The sequence below is a fragment of the Nocardioides panzhihuensis genome (genome assembly GCF_013408335.1).
GTDB lineage: Bacteria > Actinomycetota > Actinomycetes > Propionibacteriales > Nocardioidaceae > Nocardioides > Nocardioides panzhihuensis.
The window spans coordinates 1,383,832-1,402,031 of the sequence record NZ_JACBZR010000001.1; the positions used below are offsets into that span (position 1 = coordinate 1,383,832).

The 18,200-nt window shown below is 68.9% G+C and carries 14 protein-coding genes; 6 read left to right on the plus strand and 8 right to left on the minus strand.

Annotated features, from left to right (window positions below):
• Positions 1-157: 157 nt before the first annotated feature.
• Together BJ988_RS06470 and BJ988_RS06475 are read left to right on the plus strand one after the other, a co-directional pair.
• Positions 158-1,528: an RNA polymerase sigma factor gene (locus BJ988_RS06470; RefSeq protein WP_343051835.1), complete on the plus strand. Its 1,371-nt coding sequence runs from the start codon at positions 158-160 to the stop codon at positions 1,526-1,528.
• Between the two features lie 139 nt (positions 1,529-1,667).
• On the plus strand, positions 1,668-3,638 hold the full coding sequence (locus BJ988_RS06475) for an N-acetylmuramoyl-L-alanine amidase (protein WP_179657268.1): 1,971 nt from the start codon (positions 1,668-1,670) through the stop codon (positions 3,636-3,638).
• Between the two features lie 120 nt (positions 3,639-3,758).
• On the opposite strand, the gene BJ988_RS06480 is transcribed toward BJ988_RS06475, so the two are convergent.
• Positions 3,759-4,244: a DUF456 family protein gene (locus BJ988_RS06480; protein ID WP_179657269.1), complete on the minus strand. Its 486-nt coding sequence runs from the start codon at positions 4,242-4,244 to the stop codon at positions 3,759-3,761.
• Between the two features lie 86 nt (positions 4,245-4,330).
• Complete coding sequence (locus tag BJ988_RS06485) at positions 4,331-4,537, minus strand: DUF7455 domain-containing protein (RefSeq protein WP_179657270.1); 207 nt, start codon at positions 4,535-4,537, stop codon at positions 4,331-4,333.
• Positions 4,538-4,916: 379 nt separating this feature from the next.
• Here BJ988_RS06485 and BJ988_RS06490 point away from each other — a divergent pair, with 379 nt between their 5' ends.
• Both BJ988_RS06490 and BJ988_RS06495 read left to right on the plus strand, forming a co-directional pair.
• Positions 4,917-7,010 (plus strand): DNA gyrase/topoisomerase IV subunit B, encoded by a 2,094-nt coding sequence (locus BJ988_RS06490; RefSeq protein WP_179657271.1) that lies wholly within the window; start codon positions 4,917-4,919, stop codon positions 7,008-7,010.
• 16 nt (positions 7,011-7,026) lie between these two features.
• Positions 7,027-7,437, plus strand: coding sequence for a hypothetical protein (locus tag BJ988_RS06495; protein WP_179657272.1), 411 nt, complete (start codon positions 7,027-7,029; stop codon positions 7,435-7,437).
• A gap of 28 nt (positions 7,438-7,465) precedes the next feature.
• On the opposite strand, the gene BJ988_RS06500 is transcribed toward BJ988_RS06495, so the two are convergent.
• Complete coding sequence (locus tag BJ988_RS06500) at positions 7,466-8,374, minus strand: RNA polymerase sigma-70 factor (protein WP_179657273.1); 909 nt, start codon at positions 8,372-8,374, stop codon at positions 7,466-7,468.
• 81 nt (positions 8,375-8,455) lie between these two features.
• On the opposite strand from BJ988_RS06500, the gene BJ988_RS06505 reads away from it, so the two are divergent.
• Together BJ988_RS06505 and BJ988_RS06510 are read left to right on the plus strand one after the other, a co-directional pair.
• Positions 8,456-9,445: an NAD-dependent epimerase/dehydratase family protein gene (locus tag BJ988_RS06505; protein WP_179657274.1), complete on the plus strand. Its 990-nt coding sequence runs from the start codon at positions 8,456-8,458 to the stop codon at positions 9,443-9,445.
• 35 nt (positions 9,446-9,480) lie between these two features.
• Positions 9,481-9,933, plus strand: coding sequence for a PaaI family thioesterase (locus tag BJ988_RS06510; protein WP_218861345.1), 453 nt, complete (start codon positions 9,481-9,483; stop codon positions 9,931-9,933).
• 43 nt (positions 9,934-9,976) lie between these two features.
• Here BJ988_RS06510 and tuf read toward each other — a convergent pair whose 3' ends face one another.
• The 5 genes from tuf to BJ988_RS06535 all read right to left on the minus strand — a co-directional run bounded on the left by tuf (position 9,977) and on the right by BJ988_RS06535 (position 18,185).
• Positions 9,977-11,164: an elongation factor Tu gene (gene tuf, locus BJ988_RS06515; RefSeq protein WP_179657276.1), complete on the minus strand. Its 1,188-nt coding sequence runs from the start codon at positions 11,162-11,164 to the stop codon at positions 9,977-9,979.
• Between the two features lie 424 nt (positions 11,165-11,588).
• Positions 11,589-13,868 carry an FdhF/YdeP family oxidoreductase gene (locus tag BJ988_RS06520; RefSeq protein ID WP_179657277.1) on the minus strand — a complete coding sequence of 760 codons (2,280 nt, stop codon included), beginning with the start codon at positions 13,866-13,868 and terminating at the stop codon, positions 11,589-11,591.
• Between the two features lie 9 nt (positions 13,869-13,877).
• Entirely contained in the window at positions 13,878-16,490 is a 2,613-nt protein-coding gene (locus BJ988_RS06525) for an FtsX-like permease family protein (protein WP_179657278.1), read from the minus strand.
• Positions 16,491-16,658: 168 nt separating this feature from the next.
• Complete coding sequence (locus tag BJ988_RS06530; protein WP_179657279.1) at positions 16,659-17,459, minus strand: ATP-binding cassette domain-containing protein; 801 nt, start codon at positions 17,457-17,459, stop codon at positions 16,659-16,661.
• Between the two features lie 228 nt (positions 17,460-17,687).
• Positions 17,688-18,185 carry a beta-class carbonic anhydrase gene (locus BJ988_RS06535; RefSeq protein WP_179657280.1) on the minus strand — a complete coding sequence of 166 codons (498 nt, stop codon included), beginning with the start codon at positions 18,183-18,185 and terminating at the stop codon, positions 17,688-17,690.
• Positions 18,186-18,200 lie beyond the last annotated feature (15 nt).

An 18,200-nucleotide genomic window follows, 5' to 3' on the forward strand; every position in this document is an offset into this window, starting at 1 on the left:
GGTACTCGCCCACCCTGCCGTGAAGGCACTGATCGACCAGGCCAAGCCGACTGGACGGGTGAGCCCAGACCAGGTCCGCCAGGCCAGCGAGGACGCCGCGGTCGAGCCCAGGCATCTCAAGGCGCTGCTCGGCCACCTGAGCACGCTCGGTATCTCGGTGGACCTCGGCACCGCAGTGACCAGCCGTGCAGCGGCGGCGACGACCTCGACCCGCAAGACGACCACGGCCAAGGCGCCGGCGAAGAAGGCCGCCGCCAAGAAGGCCGAGGCCGAGAAGCCGGCCAAGAAGGCCGTGGCGAAGAAGGCCGACGCGCCTGAGCCCAAGAAGACGACCGAGATCGACGAAGACGGCGAGGAGATCATCCTCGAGGACGTCGAGGTCGACGTCGACGACATCGTGGTCGACGACTCGGAGACCGAGACGGACGCCCCGGTCGTCGTCCCGGTCGGCCCCGACGGCAAGAAGGTGCTGCCCGACATCCCCGACGAGCAGTTCGAGAAGGACGTCGTCGCCGATCCGACGATCAAGGAGGACGAGAAGGAGGCTTCGAAGCAGAGCTTCGTCGTCTCGACCTCCGACGACACCGACGAGCCCGAGCAGACCGTCATGGTCGCCGGTGCGACCGCCGACCCGGTCAAGGACTACCTCAAGCAGATCGGTAAGGTCCCGCTGCTCAACGCGGAGATGGAGGTCGAGCTCGCCAAGCGGATCGAGGCCGGCCTCTTCGCTGAGGAGAAGCTCGGCAAGGGCGGCAAGATCACCCCGAAGATCCTCGACGAGCTCGAGTGGATCGCCGAGGACGGCAAGCGCGCCAAGAACCACCTCCTCGAGGCCAACCTGCGCCTGGTCGTCTCGCTGGCCAAGCGCTACACCGGCCGCGGCATGCTCTTCCTCGACCTGATCCAGGAGGGCAACCTCGGTCTGATCCGTGCGGTCGAGAAGTTCGACTACACCAAGGGCTACAAGTTCTCGACCTACGCGACGTGGTGGATCCGTCAGGCCATCACCCGTGCGATGGCCGACCAGGCCCGCACCATCCGTATCCCGGTGCACATGGTCGAGGTCATCAACAAGCTGGCCCGCGTCCAGCGTCAGATGCTCCAGGACCTGGGCCGCGAGCCCACCCCGGAGGAGCTCGCCAAGGAGCTCGACATGACCCCGGAGAAGGTCATCGAGGTCCAGAAGTACGGTCGCGAGCCGATCTCGCTGCACACCCCGCTGGGTGAGGACGGCGACTCCGAGTTCGGTGACCTGATCGAGGACTCCGAGGCGATCGTCCCGGCCGACGCGGTCTCGTTCACGCTGCTCCAGGAGCAGCTCCACGCGGTGCTCGACACGCTCTCCGAGCGTGAGGCCGGCGTCGTGAGCATGCGCTTCGGCCTGACCGACGGCCAGCCGAAGACTTTAGACGAGATCGGCAAGGTCTACGGGGTCACCCGCGAGCGCATCCGTCAGATCGAGTCCAAGACGATGTCGAAGCTGCGACACCCGTCGCGTTCGCAGGTTCTGCGCGACTATCTCGACTGATTCTGGCTAAGATCACCCCGAACGCCTTCCCGGATATCTGGGAGGGCGTTCGCCATTTCCGCAGACTCGCCCGTAACAACTGCGGACTCGGCTAGGTTGCACGCGTCAGATTTCCTGTCCTGGGAGGTTTCTCGTGCCTATGCGTCTCTCACGTCCACACCGGCCCGCGCTGGCCGCGGCCGGAGCACTGATCGCGGGCCTGCTCGCCGCGGTGCCGATCACCGCGGTCGCCTCGGCCTCCGAGCCTGACTGGAAGGCCTGTCTGGAAGGCTCCGACGACCGGCAGGCCGTCTTCGACCGAGCAGCCGAGACCAGCGGGGTGCCCGCAGAGGTGCTGCTGGCCGTCTCCTACATGGAGTCGCGCTGGGACGCCCATGGCGAGGCGCCGAGCACATCTGGTGGCTACGGCCCGATGCACCTGACCGACCTGCCTGCGCTGGCGGAGCACACCGAGGCCCATCCCGACCCGCTCGGCAAGGGCGACGGCTCCCAACAGGAGCGCACCCCGCACCAGCGTGAGGAGGCGATCAGGCTGGGTGAGGTCGAGACGCTGCGTACGGCCAACGACATCACCGGGATCCCGGTCGCCGACCTGCGCGAGGACGCGGTCGCCAACATCTGCGGCGGCGCCGCGGTGCTGGCCGACTACCAGGAGGCCGCGGGCGGGGCCGAGACTCTGGCTGACTGGAGTGCTGCGGTCGGTCGCTACAGCGGAGCCGCCGACGAGGCGACCGCGCTCCAGTTCGCCCGCCAGGTCTTCGCGACCCTGAGCGCGGGGGAGTCGCGTACGACCAACGACGGCCACCGGGTCACCTTGGCCGCCAAGCCGGTCGCGGTCAGCAAGGAGGCGATCGGACGGCTCGAGCTCGCCGACTCCTCGACAGGCTCGACCGCTGCGGAGCCGGAGTGTCCGACGACGCTCGGCTGTGAGTCGCTGCCGGCACCGTACGCGCAGACCGGCGACACGATCGGCGACTACGGCAACCACGACCTCGCCAACCGGCCCGACGAAGGCTCGATCGACTACATCATCATCCACGACACCGAGACCTCCTACAACGGCACCGTGAGACTGGTCCAGGACCCGACCTACCTCGGCTGGCACTACACGCTGCGCTCGGTCGACGGCCACGTCGCCCACCACATCCCGGGCAAGAACATCGGCTGGCATGCTGGAAACTGGTACGTCAACAGCCACTCGATCGGGCTCGAGCACGAGGGCTACGCGGCCAACGGCGCGTGGTACACCGAGGCGATGTACCAGACCTCGGCCTCTCTGGTCGGCTACCTGGCCGCCAAGTACGACGTCCCGCTGGACCGGGCGCACATCATCGGCCACGACCAGATCCAGGGCGTCGCGCCGGCCAATGTCGCCGGCATGCACTGGGACCCGGGCCCCTACTGGGACTGGAGCCACTACTTCGACCTGCTCCGCTCGCCGATCAAGCCCGACCGGCACTCGCGTAGCCAGATCTGGACGGTCAACCAGGACTTCGACACCAACACCGGCAACGTGATGACCGGCTGCACGGCGGCAGGCGTCCCGTGCCCGAGCGACCGGGGCACCAACTTCGTCAACGTCTACTCCGCGCCGTCCACCGCGGCCCCGCTGCTGCCGGACACCGTCGTCGGCGGCTCCGCCAGGGTGTCCAACTGGGGCCCTCGCCTCGCGGCCGGTCAGAAGGTCGTCGTCAACGACCGAACCCGCTCGGACTGGTGGGGGATCTGGTTCGGCGGCAAGCAGGGGTGGATCCAGAACCCCGACGACGTACTCCTGCCCTCCGACGGCAAGGTCGTGACCCCGAAGGCCGGCGTCGCCGCCAAGATCTACGGCACCGCCTACCCCACGAAGGCCAGTGACTACCCCGAAGGCGTGACGCCGCGGACGATCGCGCCGCTGCAGTACACCATCCCCGCTGGTCAGAAGTACGTCCTGGCCGACGCCGACGTCCCGACCGACTACTACAAGGCGAACAACTTCAACTGCGCCACGGTCGGCGGTGTCCCCGACTGCATCGTGATCAGCGGCGACACGACCTACTACCAGATCTGGTTCAACCACCGGATCGCATACGTCATGGCCGACGATGTGACCGTCACCGACGGCTGATCGCCAGCACCGCTGGTCGAGCCGCCGGAGCCGCTAGGCGGAGGCGTGTCGAGACCAACACGGCCACCTACTGTGTTGGTCTCGACACGCTCGCTGACGCTCACGGCTCGACCGACGAACCTAGGTGAGGAACAACCCCACGACCCAGGTGATGGTGGCCAGGGTGGCGGCGACGGCATCGATCAGGATGAACAGGCCGACGGCCTTCAGCGCGATCCAGGTGGAGGCCCAGGCGTCGCCCGCGTTGCCGCCGTGGCGGCGCAGCTCGGCCAGGAAGACACCGACAGGGAAGCCCACGAAGACGCCGACGACCGGGATCACGAAGAAGCCGACGATGGCGAGGACTGCGCCGACGATCTGGGTGGACAGCGGCATCCCGGAGTCCTTGAGGTGCTTGCCGGGGATGGCGTACTTGGTGACCAGCCCGATGGCGATGAAGGCGGCGGAGATGCCGAAGACCACCCATCCGGTGGACTCTCCCAGCCAGATGGCCCAGCCGAGGATCGCGGCGGCGACGAGCAGCGCACCCCCTGGCAGGACGGGGACGATGATGCCGGCGATGCCGAAGGCGATGACCAGCGCGACGATGACTTCGACGAGACTCACGGAGCGAACCCTAGCCCCGTGATCCGGGACGTACGCCGAAGGCCCGGACCATAGTGGTCCGGGCCTTCGGGGAGTAGGTGGGCGGGTCAGCTCTTCTCGGTGAGCTTGTGGGTCTCGTCGATGATGGAGCTCGCGATCTCCTTGAGCTTCTCACCGTGCTCGCGGGCGTGATGAGCGCAGAACAGGAGTTCGCCGCCGGAGTGGAGCTCCGCACGTACGTAGGCCTGCGCTCCGCACCGGTCGCAACGGTCCTCGGACGTGAGCGGCGAGCTGGTGGCAACGGCAGTGGTCACATCGGCCTCATTTCTGAATCATGGTTGCGCCGGGATAACGTACGTGAGCCTTGGAAGATTCCCTAGGTCGCTAGCGTCTCTTCGCGGACTCTTACCGCCGTCGCACCTCTAATCCTTGCAGTTGTCGCTCCAAGTCGGGGATCCGGGTCGGAACCTACCCCGCAGGACATCGCTGTCCGTGGAGACATTCTTACCTGTCGACCGACCATTTCGTGCATCGAAACCCGCAAGTTCCGCGTAACGGACCGATCACGACCCAGGTGTGCCGCTCGACGGCGCACCGGCCCGTTGCCGCGTGCCTGCGTAAGAGTCGGGCGTGTCGCACGGTAGATTTCATCTGAGCAACCCCCACGCAGCTGCACCGAGAAACAGCGCAGTAATGCAGTACAGCCAGGAGCCGATCATCTCTGACAACACCTACAACGCCGCGCACCTCCTCGTCCTCGAGGGCCTGGAGGCGGTTCGCAAGCGTCCCGGTATGTACATCGGCTCGACGGACACCCGGGGCCTCATGCACTGCCTGTGGGAGATCATCGACAACGGCGTCGACGAGGCGCTGGCCGGATTCGCCCACCACGTCGAGGTCACGATGCACCCCGACGGCTCCGTGGAGGTCTTCGACGACGGCCGCGGCATCCCGACCGACAAGGAGCCCCGCACCGGCCTCCCCGGCGTCGAGGTGGTCGCGACCAAGCTGCACGCGGGCGGAAAGTTCGGCGGCGGCTCCTACAACGCCACCGGCGGTCTGCACGGCGTCGGTCTCTCGGTCGTCAACGCGCTCTCCAGCCGGATGGACATCGACGTGGACCGCTCGCCGGCCCAGCAGGGGATGTCCTTCCGCCGCGGCGTGCCCGGCGTGTTCGACGGTGACGGCCCGACCGCCGGCTTCACGCCGCAGAGCGGTCTGACTCGCAAGGGCAAGCGGGTCGCGAAGGGCAGGACCGGCACCCGGATCCGGTTCTGGCCGGACAAGCAGATCTTCACCAAGGACGCGCGCTTCGAGCTCGAGGGGCTGCTCGGCCGCGCCCGGCAGACCAGCTTCATCGTTCCCGGCCTCGAGCTGGTCATCCGCGACCTGTCCGGGTCCGGCAACGAGGGCCCGCTCGAGGAGAAGTTCCGTCACGACGGGGGCATCGCCGAGTTCGTCGACTTCCTGGCCAAGGACGAGCCGGTCAGCGGCGTACTCCGGCTGCAGGGGTCGGACACCTTCACCGAGACCGTGCCGATGCTCGACGACGCCGGCCACATGACCCCGCAGGACGTCGAGCGCGAGCTCGGCGTCGACATCGCGGTGCGGTGGGGCAGCGGCTACGACACCGAGGTCCGCTCCTTCGTCAACGTGATCGCCACCCCGAAGGGCGGCACCCACGTCAGTGGCTTCGAGAACGCGATGACGAAGACGTTCAACGACGCCATGCGCGCCGCGAAGGTGCTCAAGGTCAACGACAAGGACATCGTCAAGGAGGACGTCCTCGAGGGGCTGACCTCGGTGGTGACGGTGCGCCTGGCCGAGCCGCAGTTCGAGGGGCAGACCAAGGAGATCCTCGGCACCCCGGCCGCTCGCAGCGTGGTGCGCAAGGTCGTGGCCGCGGAGATGAAGAAGTTCCTCACCGAGTCGCGCGGCGCACAGAAGGCGCAGGCCAAGCTGGTGATGGAGAAGGTGTACTCCGCCTCCAAGACCCGCCTCTCGCTGCGTCAGCAGAAGGAGAACCAGCGGCGCAAGAACGCGCTGGAGTCCTCCGCGCTGCCCTCCAAGCTGGCCGACTGCCGCACCACCGACGACCGCGCCGAGCTGTTCATCGTCGAGGGTGACTCCGCGCTCGGCACCGCCAAGGTGGCCCGCAACTCCGAGTTCCAGGCGCTTCTGCCGATCCGCGGCAAGATCCTCAACGTCCAGAAGGCCTCGGTCGGCGACATGCTGAAGAACGCCGAGTGCTCCTCGATCATCCAGGTGGTCGGGACCGGCACGGGCCGCGGCTTCGACCTGGACGCGGCGCGCTACGGCAAGATCATCTTTATGGCCGACGCCGACTCCGACGGCGCCCACATCCGTACGCTGCTGGCGACCCTGTTCTTCAAGTACATGCCCGAGCTGATCGCGGCGGGCAAGGTCTACACCGCGGTGCCGCCGCTGCACCGGATCGAGATCTCCAACCCCAAGAAGGGGATGGACAAGTACGTCTACACCTACTCCGACCAGGAACTGCAGCGGAAGCTCGCCGAGCTGAAGAAGAAGAACGTCTCCTGGAAGGACCCGGTGCAGCGCTACAAGGGCCTGGGCGAGATGGATGCCGACCAGCTGGCCGAGACCACGATGGACCCACGGCACCGTACGCTTCGCCGGCTGACGCTGGACGACGCCGACGCGGCCGCGGCGGTCTTCGACCTGCTGATGGGCTCCGAGGTGGCACCGCGCAAGGAGTTCATCGTCGCCGGGGGCGGTCAGCTCTCCGAGACCGACCTCGACTTCTAGGACCGGGACAGCACCGATGGACCAGAAGGCAGCCCGGACCGCGGCGACGAAGGCGTTCAAGGCCGGCGGCATGCCGCTGCGCAAGGGCCATCACCGGCTCGGTGACCCCAAGCGCGACGACATCGTCTGGTACATCGACCTGCGCGCCCAGGCGGCCGGGCCGAGCGCGCCGCTGCGCTTCGAGATCGGGTGCTGGGTCGCCGCTCTGAACCACCCGGAGCCCGAGGGGGGTCCGGTCGACTGCCCGCTGCTCCTCGACCGTCCGGTCGCGTCGACCACGCCGGCCGAGATGGGGGAGGAGGTCGGCGAGCTCGTCGGTCTCGTCGGCGATCTGGACTCGGTCGCCGCCCTGCGCGAAGCGCTGGCGGAGGGAGCGCTGGGGCGGCCGTTGGTCGATCAGTCGCTGCGTACGCTCTTGGACGAGTAGAGCCTTGGACGAGTAGAGCCTCGACCGGCTAGTCCCCGGCCAGGAGTGCGAACAGGTCGCCGACCTCACCCAGGTGGCCGAGCTTGTCGGGGTTGAGCACGTTGTGCATCCGTACGATCCGGCCGCCGTCGACATCGAGCGCGATGACCCCCAGCAGGGCGCCGCCGGCTCCTCGCGTGAGCATCGCCGGCTGCCCGTTGGCGTGCGAGAGCTCGAGACGTACGCCCAGGCGATCGCCCTGACGCATGAGCCCGAGCAGGAAGCGGGCGACGGCGACGGCGCCGGACATCGGCCTCTGGATCGCGGGAGCACGACCGCCGCCGTCGGCGACGAACACGACGTCCTCGGCGAGCAGTCGCTCCAGGCCGGTGACGTCGCCCGCGGACAGCGCGGCGACGAACTGAGAGGCGAGCTGGTCGCGGCGCTCGCGTGAAGGGTCGAACCGCGGTGTCCCGTCGGCGATCCGCTTGCGGGCGCGGTTGAAGATCTGGCGGCAGTTGGTGGCGCTCTTGTCGACGACCGGGGCGATGTCCTCGTAGTCGTAGCCCAGCACCTCGCGCAGCACGAACACCGCGCGCTCGACCGGCGTGAGCGACTCCAGCAGGACCAGGAACGCGGTGCTGACGGTCTCGTCAAGCTCGATCCGGTGGCTCGGATCCTCGTCGGAGACCAGGATCGGCTCGGGCAGCCACGGCCCGACGTACTGCTCGCGGCGGTGGCGGGCCGAGCGCAGGGTGTCGATGGCGATCCGGGTGGTGACCGTCGTGGCGTACGCGTCGAGGTTGTCGATCTCGCCCTCGGAGTACTGAGTGCTGCGGTGCATCCGCAGGAACGCCTCCTGCACGATGTCCTCCGCCTCGGCGACGCTGCCGAGCATCCGGTAGGCGATCGAGAACATCAGCGGGCGGAGCCCGTCATGAGCGCTGGCGAGGTCCACGAGTGCAGGACCTTACGCCAGCTGTCACGCGAGCGCAGGTTGTTTCGTCGGTGGGGTCAACAACGACGAGAGGAACTCGAGATGCGTATCTTCATCGCAGGTGGAACCGGCGTGGTCGGCCTCCGGATGGTGCCGCTGCTGGTGGCCGCCGGACACGAGGTCTACGGCTCGACCCGCCACGACGCCGGCCGCGACACGTTGGCGGACATGGGTGCGACCGGGATCCTGATGGATCCGCTGGACGCTCAGAGCGTCCGTGCCGCCGTCGCCGAGGCCGAGCCCGAGGTCGTCGTGCACCAGCTCACCGCCCTGAGCGGCATCGGCGGGAACCTGAAGAGGTGGGACCAGGACTTCGCGATGACCAACCGGCTGCGGACCGAGGGCACCGACCACCTGCTGGCGGCTGCCCGGGCAGCCGGGGTGCGGCGCTTCGTCGCGCAGAGCTTCGGTGGCGGATGGACCCATGAGCGCACCGGCGGCTGGGTCAAGGACGAGACCTCTCCGTTCATCGGCGACCCCGGCAAGGAGGCGCGCGGCAGCCTCGCGGCGATCCGTCACCTGGAGGACGCCGTGGTCATCTCGACAAGCTCGATACGCCGCTCGACAGGCCCGGCGCCCGGCGGATCCGACCTCGAGGGGCTGGTGCTTCGCTACGGCAACTTCTACGGTCCCGGCAACGCGGCGTCCCGCGACGGCGCCATCGGGGAGATGCTGCGCAAGGGCAAGATGCCGGTGGTCGGCGGTGGCACCGGAGTGTGGTCGTTCGTCCACATCGACGACGTCGGTGCGGCGACCGTCGCGGCGGTCGAGGGAGGGGCGCCGGGCATCTACAACATCGTCGACGACGAGCCCGCTCCGGTGAACCAGTGGATGCCGTTCCTGGCCGAGCAGGTCGGTGGCCGGAAGCCGATGCGGCTCCCGGCCTGGCTCGCGCGGCCGCTGATCGGCGAGTTCGGGGTCGCGCTGATGACCTCGGTGCGCGGCTCCTCCAACGCCAAGGCCAAGCGCGAGCTCGGCTGGAAGCCGTCGTACGCCAGCTGGCGGGAGGGCTTCAAGACCGGGATCGGCTGACCGGCCGGGGAGATGGTTATGGTGGCGCGGTGAAGATGATGGCGTTGCAGGACGAGTGGTGGCCGACGATGACCTGCTTCGGGTGCGGGCCGGCCAACGCCGAGGGGCTCCGGCTGAAGAGCTATCCGCAGCTGGACGGGAGCGTGACGGCGACCTTCCAGCCGTGGCCGCAGCACGACAACGGCGGTGGATTCCTCAACGGAGGGGTCATCGCGACGTTGCTCGACTGCCACAGCGCCGCCGCGGTGCACCAGGAGGCCTTCCTCAACGGCTGGCTGCCCGCCGAGGGGGAGTCGCTGGCGTATGTCACGGCCGGGCTCGACGTACGCTACCGGCGGCCGGCACCGCTCCGGGAGCCGGTCACGCTGGTCGCCTCCACCAAGGACGCCGGCGAGGACCAGATCACCGCGCTGGTCAGGCTTGAGTGGGAAGGGAAGGTCCGCGCCGAGGGCGAGGCGCTGTGGAAGCGGTGGCGCCCCCGCAGCTGAGAGATGAGGAACGGCCCCCACCAGGTGAGGGCCGTCCCGTTCTCTAGTCGAGCAGCTCGGTCACGGTGCCGGCGGCGACGGTGTGACCACCCTCGCGGACCGCGAAGCCGAGACCGACGTCCATCGCGATCGGCTTCTCCAGCTCCACCCCGAGCTCGATCGTGTCGCCGGGCATCACCAGGGCGATCTCACCCAGGTCGATCCCGCCGGGCACGTCCGTGGTCCGGAAGAAGAACTGCGGCCGGTAGTCGGCGGCGAACGGAGTGTGTCGACCACCCTCGGCGGTGGACAGCGCGTGCAGGTTCGCGCGGAACCTCCGGTGCGGACGGACGCTGCCCGGCAGAGCCACGACCTGGCCACGGCGGACCTCGTCGCGCTTGATGCCACGCAGCAGCACGGCCGCGTTGTCGCCCGCGTCAGCGGACTCCAGCGACTTGCCGAACGTCTCCATGCCGATCGCCGTGCTGGTGATCGTCGGGCCGAGACCCACGATCTCGACCGCGTCGCCGACCTTCAGCGTCCCGCGCTCGACAGCACCGGTGACCACGGTGCCGCGGCCGGTGATCGTGACGACGTTCTCGATCGGCATCAGGAACGGCTCACCGAGAGCGCGGTCCGGCACCGGCACGTAGGCGTCGACCGCGTCCAGCAGGTCGCCGATCGCGACGGTCCACTCCGGGTCGCCCTCCAGCGCCTTCAGCCCGGAGACCCGCACGACAGGTACGTCGTCGCCCGGGAACCCGTACTCGGAGAGGAGGTCACGGACCTCCAGCTCGACCAGGTCGAGCAGCTCCGGGTCGTCGACCATGTCGGCCTTGTTGAGGGCCACGACCAGGTACGGCACCCCCACCCGGCGCGCGAGCAGCACGTGCTCGCGCGTCTGCGGCATGGCGCCGTCCTGCGCGGAGACGACCAGGATCGCGGCGTCCACCTGGGCGGCGCCGGTGATCATGTTCTTCACGTAGTCGGCGTGCCCGGGCATGTCGACGTGCGCGTAGTGGCGGGTCGCGGTCTCGTACTCGACGTGCGAGATGTTGATCGTGATCCCGCGCTGCAGCTCCTCCGGGGCACGGTCGATGCCGTCGAAGGCGATGAAGCGGTTCACGCTCGGGTCGCGCTCCGCGAGCACCTTGGTGATCGCGGCGGTCAGCGTCGTCTTGCCGTGGTCGACGTGACCCATCGTCCCGATGTTGAGGTGCGGCTTGGTCCGCACGAACTGGCTCTTGGCCATGAGAGATCCTAGGTGTGTCAGAAGATTTCGGGGTGAGCCAGGACCCTCCGGCAAGCCCTCACAGCGCTGTCACCGCGATGAAGGGGGCCGGTGCGGGCCACCCTCCTCCGCGGGTCCTGCGGGTCAGGAGGAGGGTCAGCTTCGAGCGCCGGTGCGATCGACTGACGGTGCCCACGTGGGAGCGCCCGCCAGGCTCTTGCCTGACAGGTGGTGCTCGGAAACCACGAGGAACATGCTGATCACGTTAGGTCCAAACATCGGACCCTGCAATGTAATTCCCGAGAGCCCGGGACCGCGGGGATGGGTGCCCCGCCGCATGCCGAGTCGGCGCAAGCTGACCTGGCCCATCGTCGAGTCGGCGCGTCATGACGCGCCGACTCGACGGGGATTGTGGTCAGATGAGCCGACTCGACGGGATCTCAGGTCAGGATGAGCCGACTCGACGAGGGTCGAGGCGAACCACGACCGACTTCGAGGTCGGGGTGCGGCTGCCGTCGGCGTAGGAGTCGAGCGGGATGAGGACGTTCGTCTCCGGGAAGTACGCCGCGGCCGAGCCTCGAGGGGTGGCGTAGGCGACGACACGGAACCCCTCGGCGCGGCGCTCCCCGTCGGTCCAGACCGAGACGATGTCGACGGTGTCGCCGTCGGCGATGCCGAGCTCGAGGAGATCCTCGGCGTTCACGAAGACGACGTGGCGCCCGCCCTTGATGCCGCGGTAGCGGTCGTCGTAGCCGTAGACGGTGGTGTTGAACTGGTCGTGGGAGCGCAGCGTCTGCAGCAGCAGGTGTCCGGGGGGAGCCGTGAGCGCGGTCAGCGGGTTGGCGGTGACACGGGCCCGCCCGGTCGCGGTGTCGAAGGTGCGGGAGTCGCGCGGACCGTTGGGCAGGGCGAAGCCGCCGGGCGCCTTCAGCCGGGTCTCGAAGTCCTCGAAACCGGGGATCACCGCGGAGATGTGCCGACGGATCCTGGAGTAGTCGCTGCCCATCGCGGCCCAGTCGACGCCCTCGGACGAGCCGAGCGCGGCCTCGCCGATGGCGCAGATGATGCCGACCTCGCTGCGCAGCTCCTTCGAGCCGGGCAGCAGCCGGCCGTAGGAGGCGTGGACCATGCCCATCGAGTCCTCGACGGTGACGTACTGCTCACGGCCGCCGGTCTCGTCGCGCTCGGTGCGTCCCAGGCAGGGCAGGATCAGAGCCTCGCGGCCGTGGTGGAGATGGCTACGGTTGAGCTTGGTCGAGATCTGCACGGTGAGCCCGACGTTGGCCAGCGCGGCGGTGGTGACGGCGGTGTCGGGGGTCGCCGCGGCGAAGTTGCCGCCGAGGGCGACGAAGACGTCGACGGCGCCGTCGCGCATCGCCTCGATCGCGGCGACCACGTCGAAACCCTCCTCCCGCGGCGGCGTGATGCCGAACTCGTCGCGGACGGCGTCGAGGAACCACGCCGGCGGCTTCTCCCAGATCCCCATCGTGCGGTCGCCCTGCACGTTCGAGTGCCCCCGGACGGGGCAGGCGCCCGCACCCGGCTTGCCGATGTTGCCGCGCAGCAGCAGGAACGAGGCGATCTCGCGGATCGTGGCGACCGAGTTCTTGTGCTGGGTCAGGCCCATCGCCCAGCAGACGATGATGCGCTCGCGGCTCTCGATCAGGTCGGTCAGCGACTCGATCTCCTCGCGGGAGATGCCGCTGAGCCGGGTGATCTCGTCCCACTCCATCGCCGCCCACGCCTGCGCGGCGACCTCGAAGCCGTCGGTGTGCTCCTCCAGGAACGTGTGGGCGACGGCATCCCGTTCGACGAGCAGCTTGTTGATCCCGGCGAACAGCGCCAGATCGCCGTTGACCTGCACGGGCACGTGGACGTCGGCGAGCTTGGTGCCGACACCGGTGACGCCGCGTACGTTCTGTGGGTTGCGGAACCGCCCCAGACCGGCCTCGCGAAGCGGATTGACCGAGACGACCTTGGCGCCGTTCTCCTTGGCGGACTCGAGCGCGGTCAGCATCCGCGGGTGGTTGGTGCCGGGGTTCTGGCCGACGATGAAGATCAGGTCGGAATGCTCTGCGAGGTCGTCGTAGGTGACCGTGCCCTTGCCGATGCCGATGACCTCGCCGAGCGCGGTGCCGCTGGACTCGTGGCACATGTTGGAGCAGTCGGGCAGGTTGTTGGTGCCGAGCTGGCGGGCGAGCAGCTGATAGGCGAACGCGGCCTCGTTGGAGGCCCGCCCGGAGGTGTAGAAGACCGAGCGGTCCGGGGCGGTCGCGTGCATCCGGTCGGCGATCAGCGAGATCGCGTCAGACCAGGTGATGGGGGAGTAGTGGGTGCCGCCCGGGGCGATGTACATCGGCTCGGTCAGCCGGCCCTGGGCCTCCAGCCAGTGGTCGTCTCGCTCGGTGAGCGAGGCGACCGAGTTGGCGGCGAAGAAGGAACGGTCGACCCGCTTGCGGGTGGCCTCCCAGGCCACCGCCTTGGCGCCGTTCTCGCAGAACTCGGCCGCCTTGCGGTGGTCGGGGTCCGGCCAGGCGCACGAGGGACAGTCGAAGCCGCCGACCTGGTTGACCTTCAGCAGCGTCTGCAGGCTTCGCTTGGGGCCCATCTCGCGCAGGGCGTACTCCATCGAGTGAACCACTCCCGAGATCCCGACCGCGGCTGATTCCTGCGGGCTGACGCGGAGGGTGGGCTCGGGCAGGTCGGTGGGGCGTTCGGTGCTCACCCCAGCAGGCTACTCCGTTGCGATGGCCTTGAGGACGTCTTGCCTCCCGGCCCGGATCGCCGGGACGAGAGCGGCCAGTACGCCGACGGCCACGGCGACCGCCAGGAACACGGCCAGCTGGTCGAGCGGCACCCACAGGCTGGTGAGGTCGTCACGCAGAGCGTCGCGCAGCAGCACCCCGAAGAGCACCCCGAGGGCGAGCCCGAGGACCGCGCCGAGCACCGCGATCGTCACCGACTCCAGGGTGATCATCCGGCGCAGCTGGCCGCGGGAGAGGCCGATGGCGCGCAGCAGCCCGATCTCCCGGGTGCGCTCGATGACGCTGAGGCCCAGGGTGTTGACGATGCCGATCACGGCGATCACGATCGCCAGCGCGAGCAGGCCGTAGATCATGTAGAGCAGCTGGTTGACCTGCCCCTTGATCGACTGGGCGAATTCCTCCTTGTCCTGCACCGCGACCACCGGACGGTCCGCGACGAGCTTGTCGAGACGCTCGTGGACCACGGCCGGGTCGGCGCCGCGCGCGAGCAGGATGCTGAGCGAGGCGTCCTCACGCGGCACCTTCGCCTCGACGAGGTCCTCGATGCGCACGGTGATGTCTCCGGTGACCTGGGTCTCGGCGATGATCCCGCTGATCTGCGGCTGCAGCTGGCGGCCGCTGCGGAAGGTGAGGTCGATACGGTCGCCGAGCTGCCACTTGTGCTCCTTCGCGGTCTCCTCGGTGACCAGCACCTGACCGGGCTTGACGTCGTCACTGCCCTCGAGGGCGTCCAGATCGTAGATCCGTGACATGTGCTCGTCGACGCCGAAGAGGAACGCGGGCTCGTTCTTCTTGGGGTTCTGCAGATCCACCTTGCCGAGGACGGCCTGGGCCACCTGGGCGCGGGAGACGGTGGCGACGCCCTCCACCTTCTCCATCTCGTCGCCGATCGAGGCCGGGAACGGGGTGTAGGTCGGGCTCTGCACGATCAGGTCGGGCTTGAACTCCTCCTCGACGACGTCGCTGACGGAGGCGTTCATCGAGGCGGCGAGCACCCCGATCAGGGAGACCAGCGCGAGCCCGATCATCAGCGCGGAGGCGGTGGCGCCGGTGCGCCGTGGGTCGCGCATCGCGTTCTGGCCGGCCAGCTTGCCGGTCATCCCGAAGGCCAGACCGGACAGCGTACGAAGCGCAGCCAACACCGGACGGCCCAAGAACGCGCTGATCCAGGCGACCGAGAGGATCGAGACACCGGCTCCGACGCCGACCCACAGTGCCGGGCTCGTCGACACCTCGAACCCGCCGGGCAGGCTGATCTCGGGGATCCCGATCCGTGGCATCGCCGCGAGCCCGAGGCCGGCGGCCAGCAGGACGAGCCCCGCCGACGTACGCAGGACGGTGGATCTGGCCGGCGGCTGGGTGTCCTCGCGCATGGCCGCCACCGGCGGGACCTTCGCCGCCCGGCGGGAGGGGAGCAGGGCGGCGGAGAGCGTGACGAGGACGCCCACGGCGTAGGAGATCCAGATGGTGCGCGGGGTGAGGACGAGGACGTCGGAGGCGATCTCCAGCCCGGCCTGGCGGAAGGCGGCGGCCAGGCCGTGGGCGAGCCCCCAGCCGGCGAGGACGCCGATGGTGGCTGCGATCAGCGACATCACCAGCGCCTCGAAGAGCACCGAGGCGGTGACCTGGCGCCGCGAGGCACCCAGGGCGCGCAGCAGCGCCAGCTGACGCGAGCGCTGGGCGATCAGGATCGAGAACGTGTTGACGATGATGAAGGCACCGACGATGACCGCGATCACGGCGAAGACGATCAGGAAGACCGAGATCACGTCGAGGAAGTCGCCGATGGCGTCCTCGGACTCCGCGACCACCTTGTCGCCGGTGACGGCCTCGAAGCCGTCCGGGACGACCGTGCTCGCGGCCTCGACGAGCTCCTTCTGGCTGACGCCGGGGGCGGCGGTCAGGGAGACGGCGGCGTAGACGTCCTTTCCCTCGGTGAACAGGTTCTGCGCGCCCGCGGTGCTGAAGACGAGCAGCTGGGCGCCGGCGGTGCCGCCGCCGTTGAAGGCAGCGGTGCCGGCAAGGGTGACCTTGCGACGGGTCTCGCCCTGGGGCGCGATGAGGGTGACCGCGTCACCCACCCGGTAGCCGGCCTTCTCCGCGGTCGCTCCGTCGAGGACGAGCTCCTTCTCGGTCTTCGGCCAGCTTCCTTCCTCGAGCTCGAGCATCGGCTCGCCGAGCAGGTTGCGGGAGCCGGTGTGGTTGAAGGCCAGCGTCGGCGCACCGGAGCTGCTGACCAGCTTGTCCTCGGTGTCGAGCACATAGAGCCCGGTGCCCTGGACGACGCCGTCGGCGCGGGCGATTTCAGGCAGCGTACGGAGCCTCTCGATGGCCTCCGGTTTCAGCATCGCCTCGCTGCCGCCGCCAGCACGAGCGGCCGACTCTGCGGCACTGGCGCTGTTGGCCGGGCGTACCTGAGCGTCGGGCGTGGAGCCGCTGATGATCCCGGAGAAGGTGCGGTCCAGCCCGTGGGAGAAGGTGAGTACGCCGGCCAGGAACGCCACGCCCAGCACGATCGCGAGGGTCGACATGAGCAGGCGCACCTTGTGCGCGGCGAGGTTGCGCAGTGTCAGCCGGAGCACGCCGCCACCTCCGTTGCGCGAGCGCCAGGGTACGGACGTGGCGGCGTGCCGATGGTTTGGTTCACTCGCTCACCCTCGTTCACGCCGCCGCCTCCGTTGCGCAAGCGCCAGGGTACGGATGTGGCGGGGTGCCGATGGTTTGGTTCATTCGCTGACGCTCGTTCACCCTCAGGCGCCCTCGCCGATCGGGGCCAGTCCCATCGCCCGCGACTGCAGGTCGGCCATGTGGGCCAGGATCTGCTCACGGCTCGGCTTGGCCAGCTCGTCGACGACGCGGCCGTCGGCCAGGAAGATCACCCGGTCGCAGTAGGAGGCCGCGACCGGATCGTGCGAGACCATGACGATGGTCTGGCCGAGGTCGTCGACGCTGTGGCGCAGGAAGCCGAGCACCTGGGCGGCCGAGGTGGAGTCGAGGTTGCCGGTGGGCTCGTCGGCGAAGACGATGTCGGGCTTGGAGACCAGCGCCCGGGCGCAGGCGACCCGCTGCTGCTGCCCACCGGAGAGCTCGCTCGGCTTGTGGTCGAGCCGCGGACGCAGGCCGACCGTGTCGATGACCTGGTCGAACCACCCCGGGTCCGGCTTCTTCCGGGCCAGGGAGAGCGGCAGCAGGATGTTCTCCTGCGCGGTCAACGTCGGCACCAGGTTGAACGCCTGGAAGACGAACCCGATCTTGTCGCGTCGCAGCTCGGTGAGGCGGCGGTCGCGCAGCCGGCCGAGCTTGCGACCGCCGACCACCACCTCGCCGGTCGTGGGCTTGTCGAGCGCGGCCAGGCAGTGCATCAGCGTCGACTTCCCCGAGCCTGAGGGCCCCATGATGGCGGTGAACTCGCCGGCGTAGAGGTCCAGGCTCACGCCGTCGAGCGCACGCACCTCCGCAGCATCCTTGCCGTAGGTCTTGTGCAGGTCGATCGCCTGCGCGGCGATCTCACGCGGTGCGGGGCCGTGCGGTGGCTGGTCGGTGAGGCTCACGCCCCAACTCTTACCTACCGATGGTTGGGGTGCAGGTCATTTCGAGGCGTAGATCTCGACCCGCTTCGCGGGTTCGCAGGCTCACCCGCTGCGCTGGCGCCCTTCGGGCGCCTCACTCCCTCGCTCGGCGCGAACGGACGAGCAAGCTCGCCGTTCGACCTCGCTCAGTCGTCACGCTCGATCTCTTCGCGTTACGACCCTGCTCGCTTCGCTCGCAGGGTCGTAGGCTCAGACCTTCTGGTTGAGCAGCCCGGTGTCGACGTCGTAGATGAACCCGCCGACCTTGACGTCCTCGGGGACGAACGGGTGCGAGCGGACCTTGGCGACGTCCTCGGCGAGCGCGCGGGCCTGGTCGTCGACGACGACGGTCAGGTCGAGCCAGGACGCGTCCTGGCCCGCGGACTCGGCGATCTTGGCACGCAGCGCGGCCTCGGTGTTGGAGGCGACCGCGCAGCGGGTGTGGGGCACGATCAGGATGCGCTTGACGTTGAGGAGGTGCACACCGAGCACCAGGGCCTCCATCGCCTGCGGGGTGACCCGGCCACCGGGGTTGCGGAAGATCTTGGCGTCTCCCAGGCCCAGGCCCAGCATGGCGAGCGGCTCGATACGAGAGTCCATGCAGGTCACGATCGCGACGCCGGCATGGGCGACACCGTCGAAGCCACCGTCGTCGAAAGTCTCCGCGTAGGTCTGGTTCGCGGCGAGCAGATCATCGAAGTCAGACATGGTGTCAAGGTAGCC

Coding starts and splice junctions, on each gene's coding strand:
- BJ988_RS06490 (WP_179657271.1), top strand. CDS start 4,917: ATGCAGTACAGCCAGGAGCCGATCATCTCTGACAACACCTACAACGCC.
- BJ988_RS06495 (WP_179657272.1), top strand. CDS start 7,027: ATGGACCAGAAGGCAGCCCGGACCGCGGCGACGAAGGCGTTCAAGGCC.
- BJ988_RS06505 (WP_179657274.1), top strand. CDS start 8,456: ATGCGTATCTTCATCGCAGGTGGAACCGGCGTGGTCGGCCTCCGGATG.
- BJ988_RS06510 (WP_218861345.1), top strand. CDS start 9,481: ATGATGGCGTTGCAGGACGAGTGGTGGCCGACGATGACCTGCTTCGGG.
- BJ988_RS06475 (WP_179657268.1), top strand. CDS start 1,668: ATGCGTCTCTCACGTCCACACCGGCCCGCGCTGGCCGCGGCCGGAGCA.
- tuf (WP_179657276.1), bottom strand. CDS start 11,164: ATGGCCAAGAGCCAGTTCGTGCGGACCAAGCCGCACCTCAACATCGGG.
- BJ988_RS06535 (WP_179657280.1), bottom strand. CDS start 18,185: ATGTCTGACTTCGATGATCTGCTCGCCGCGAACCAGACCTACGCGGAG.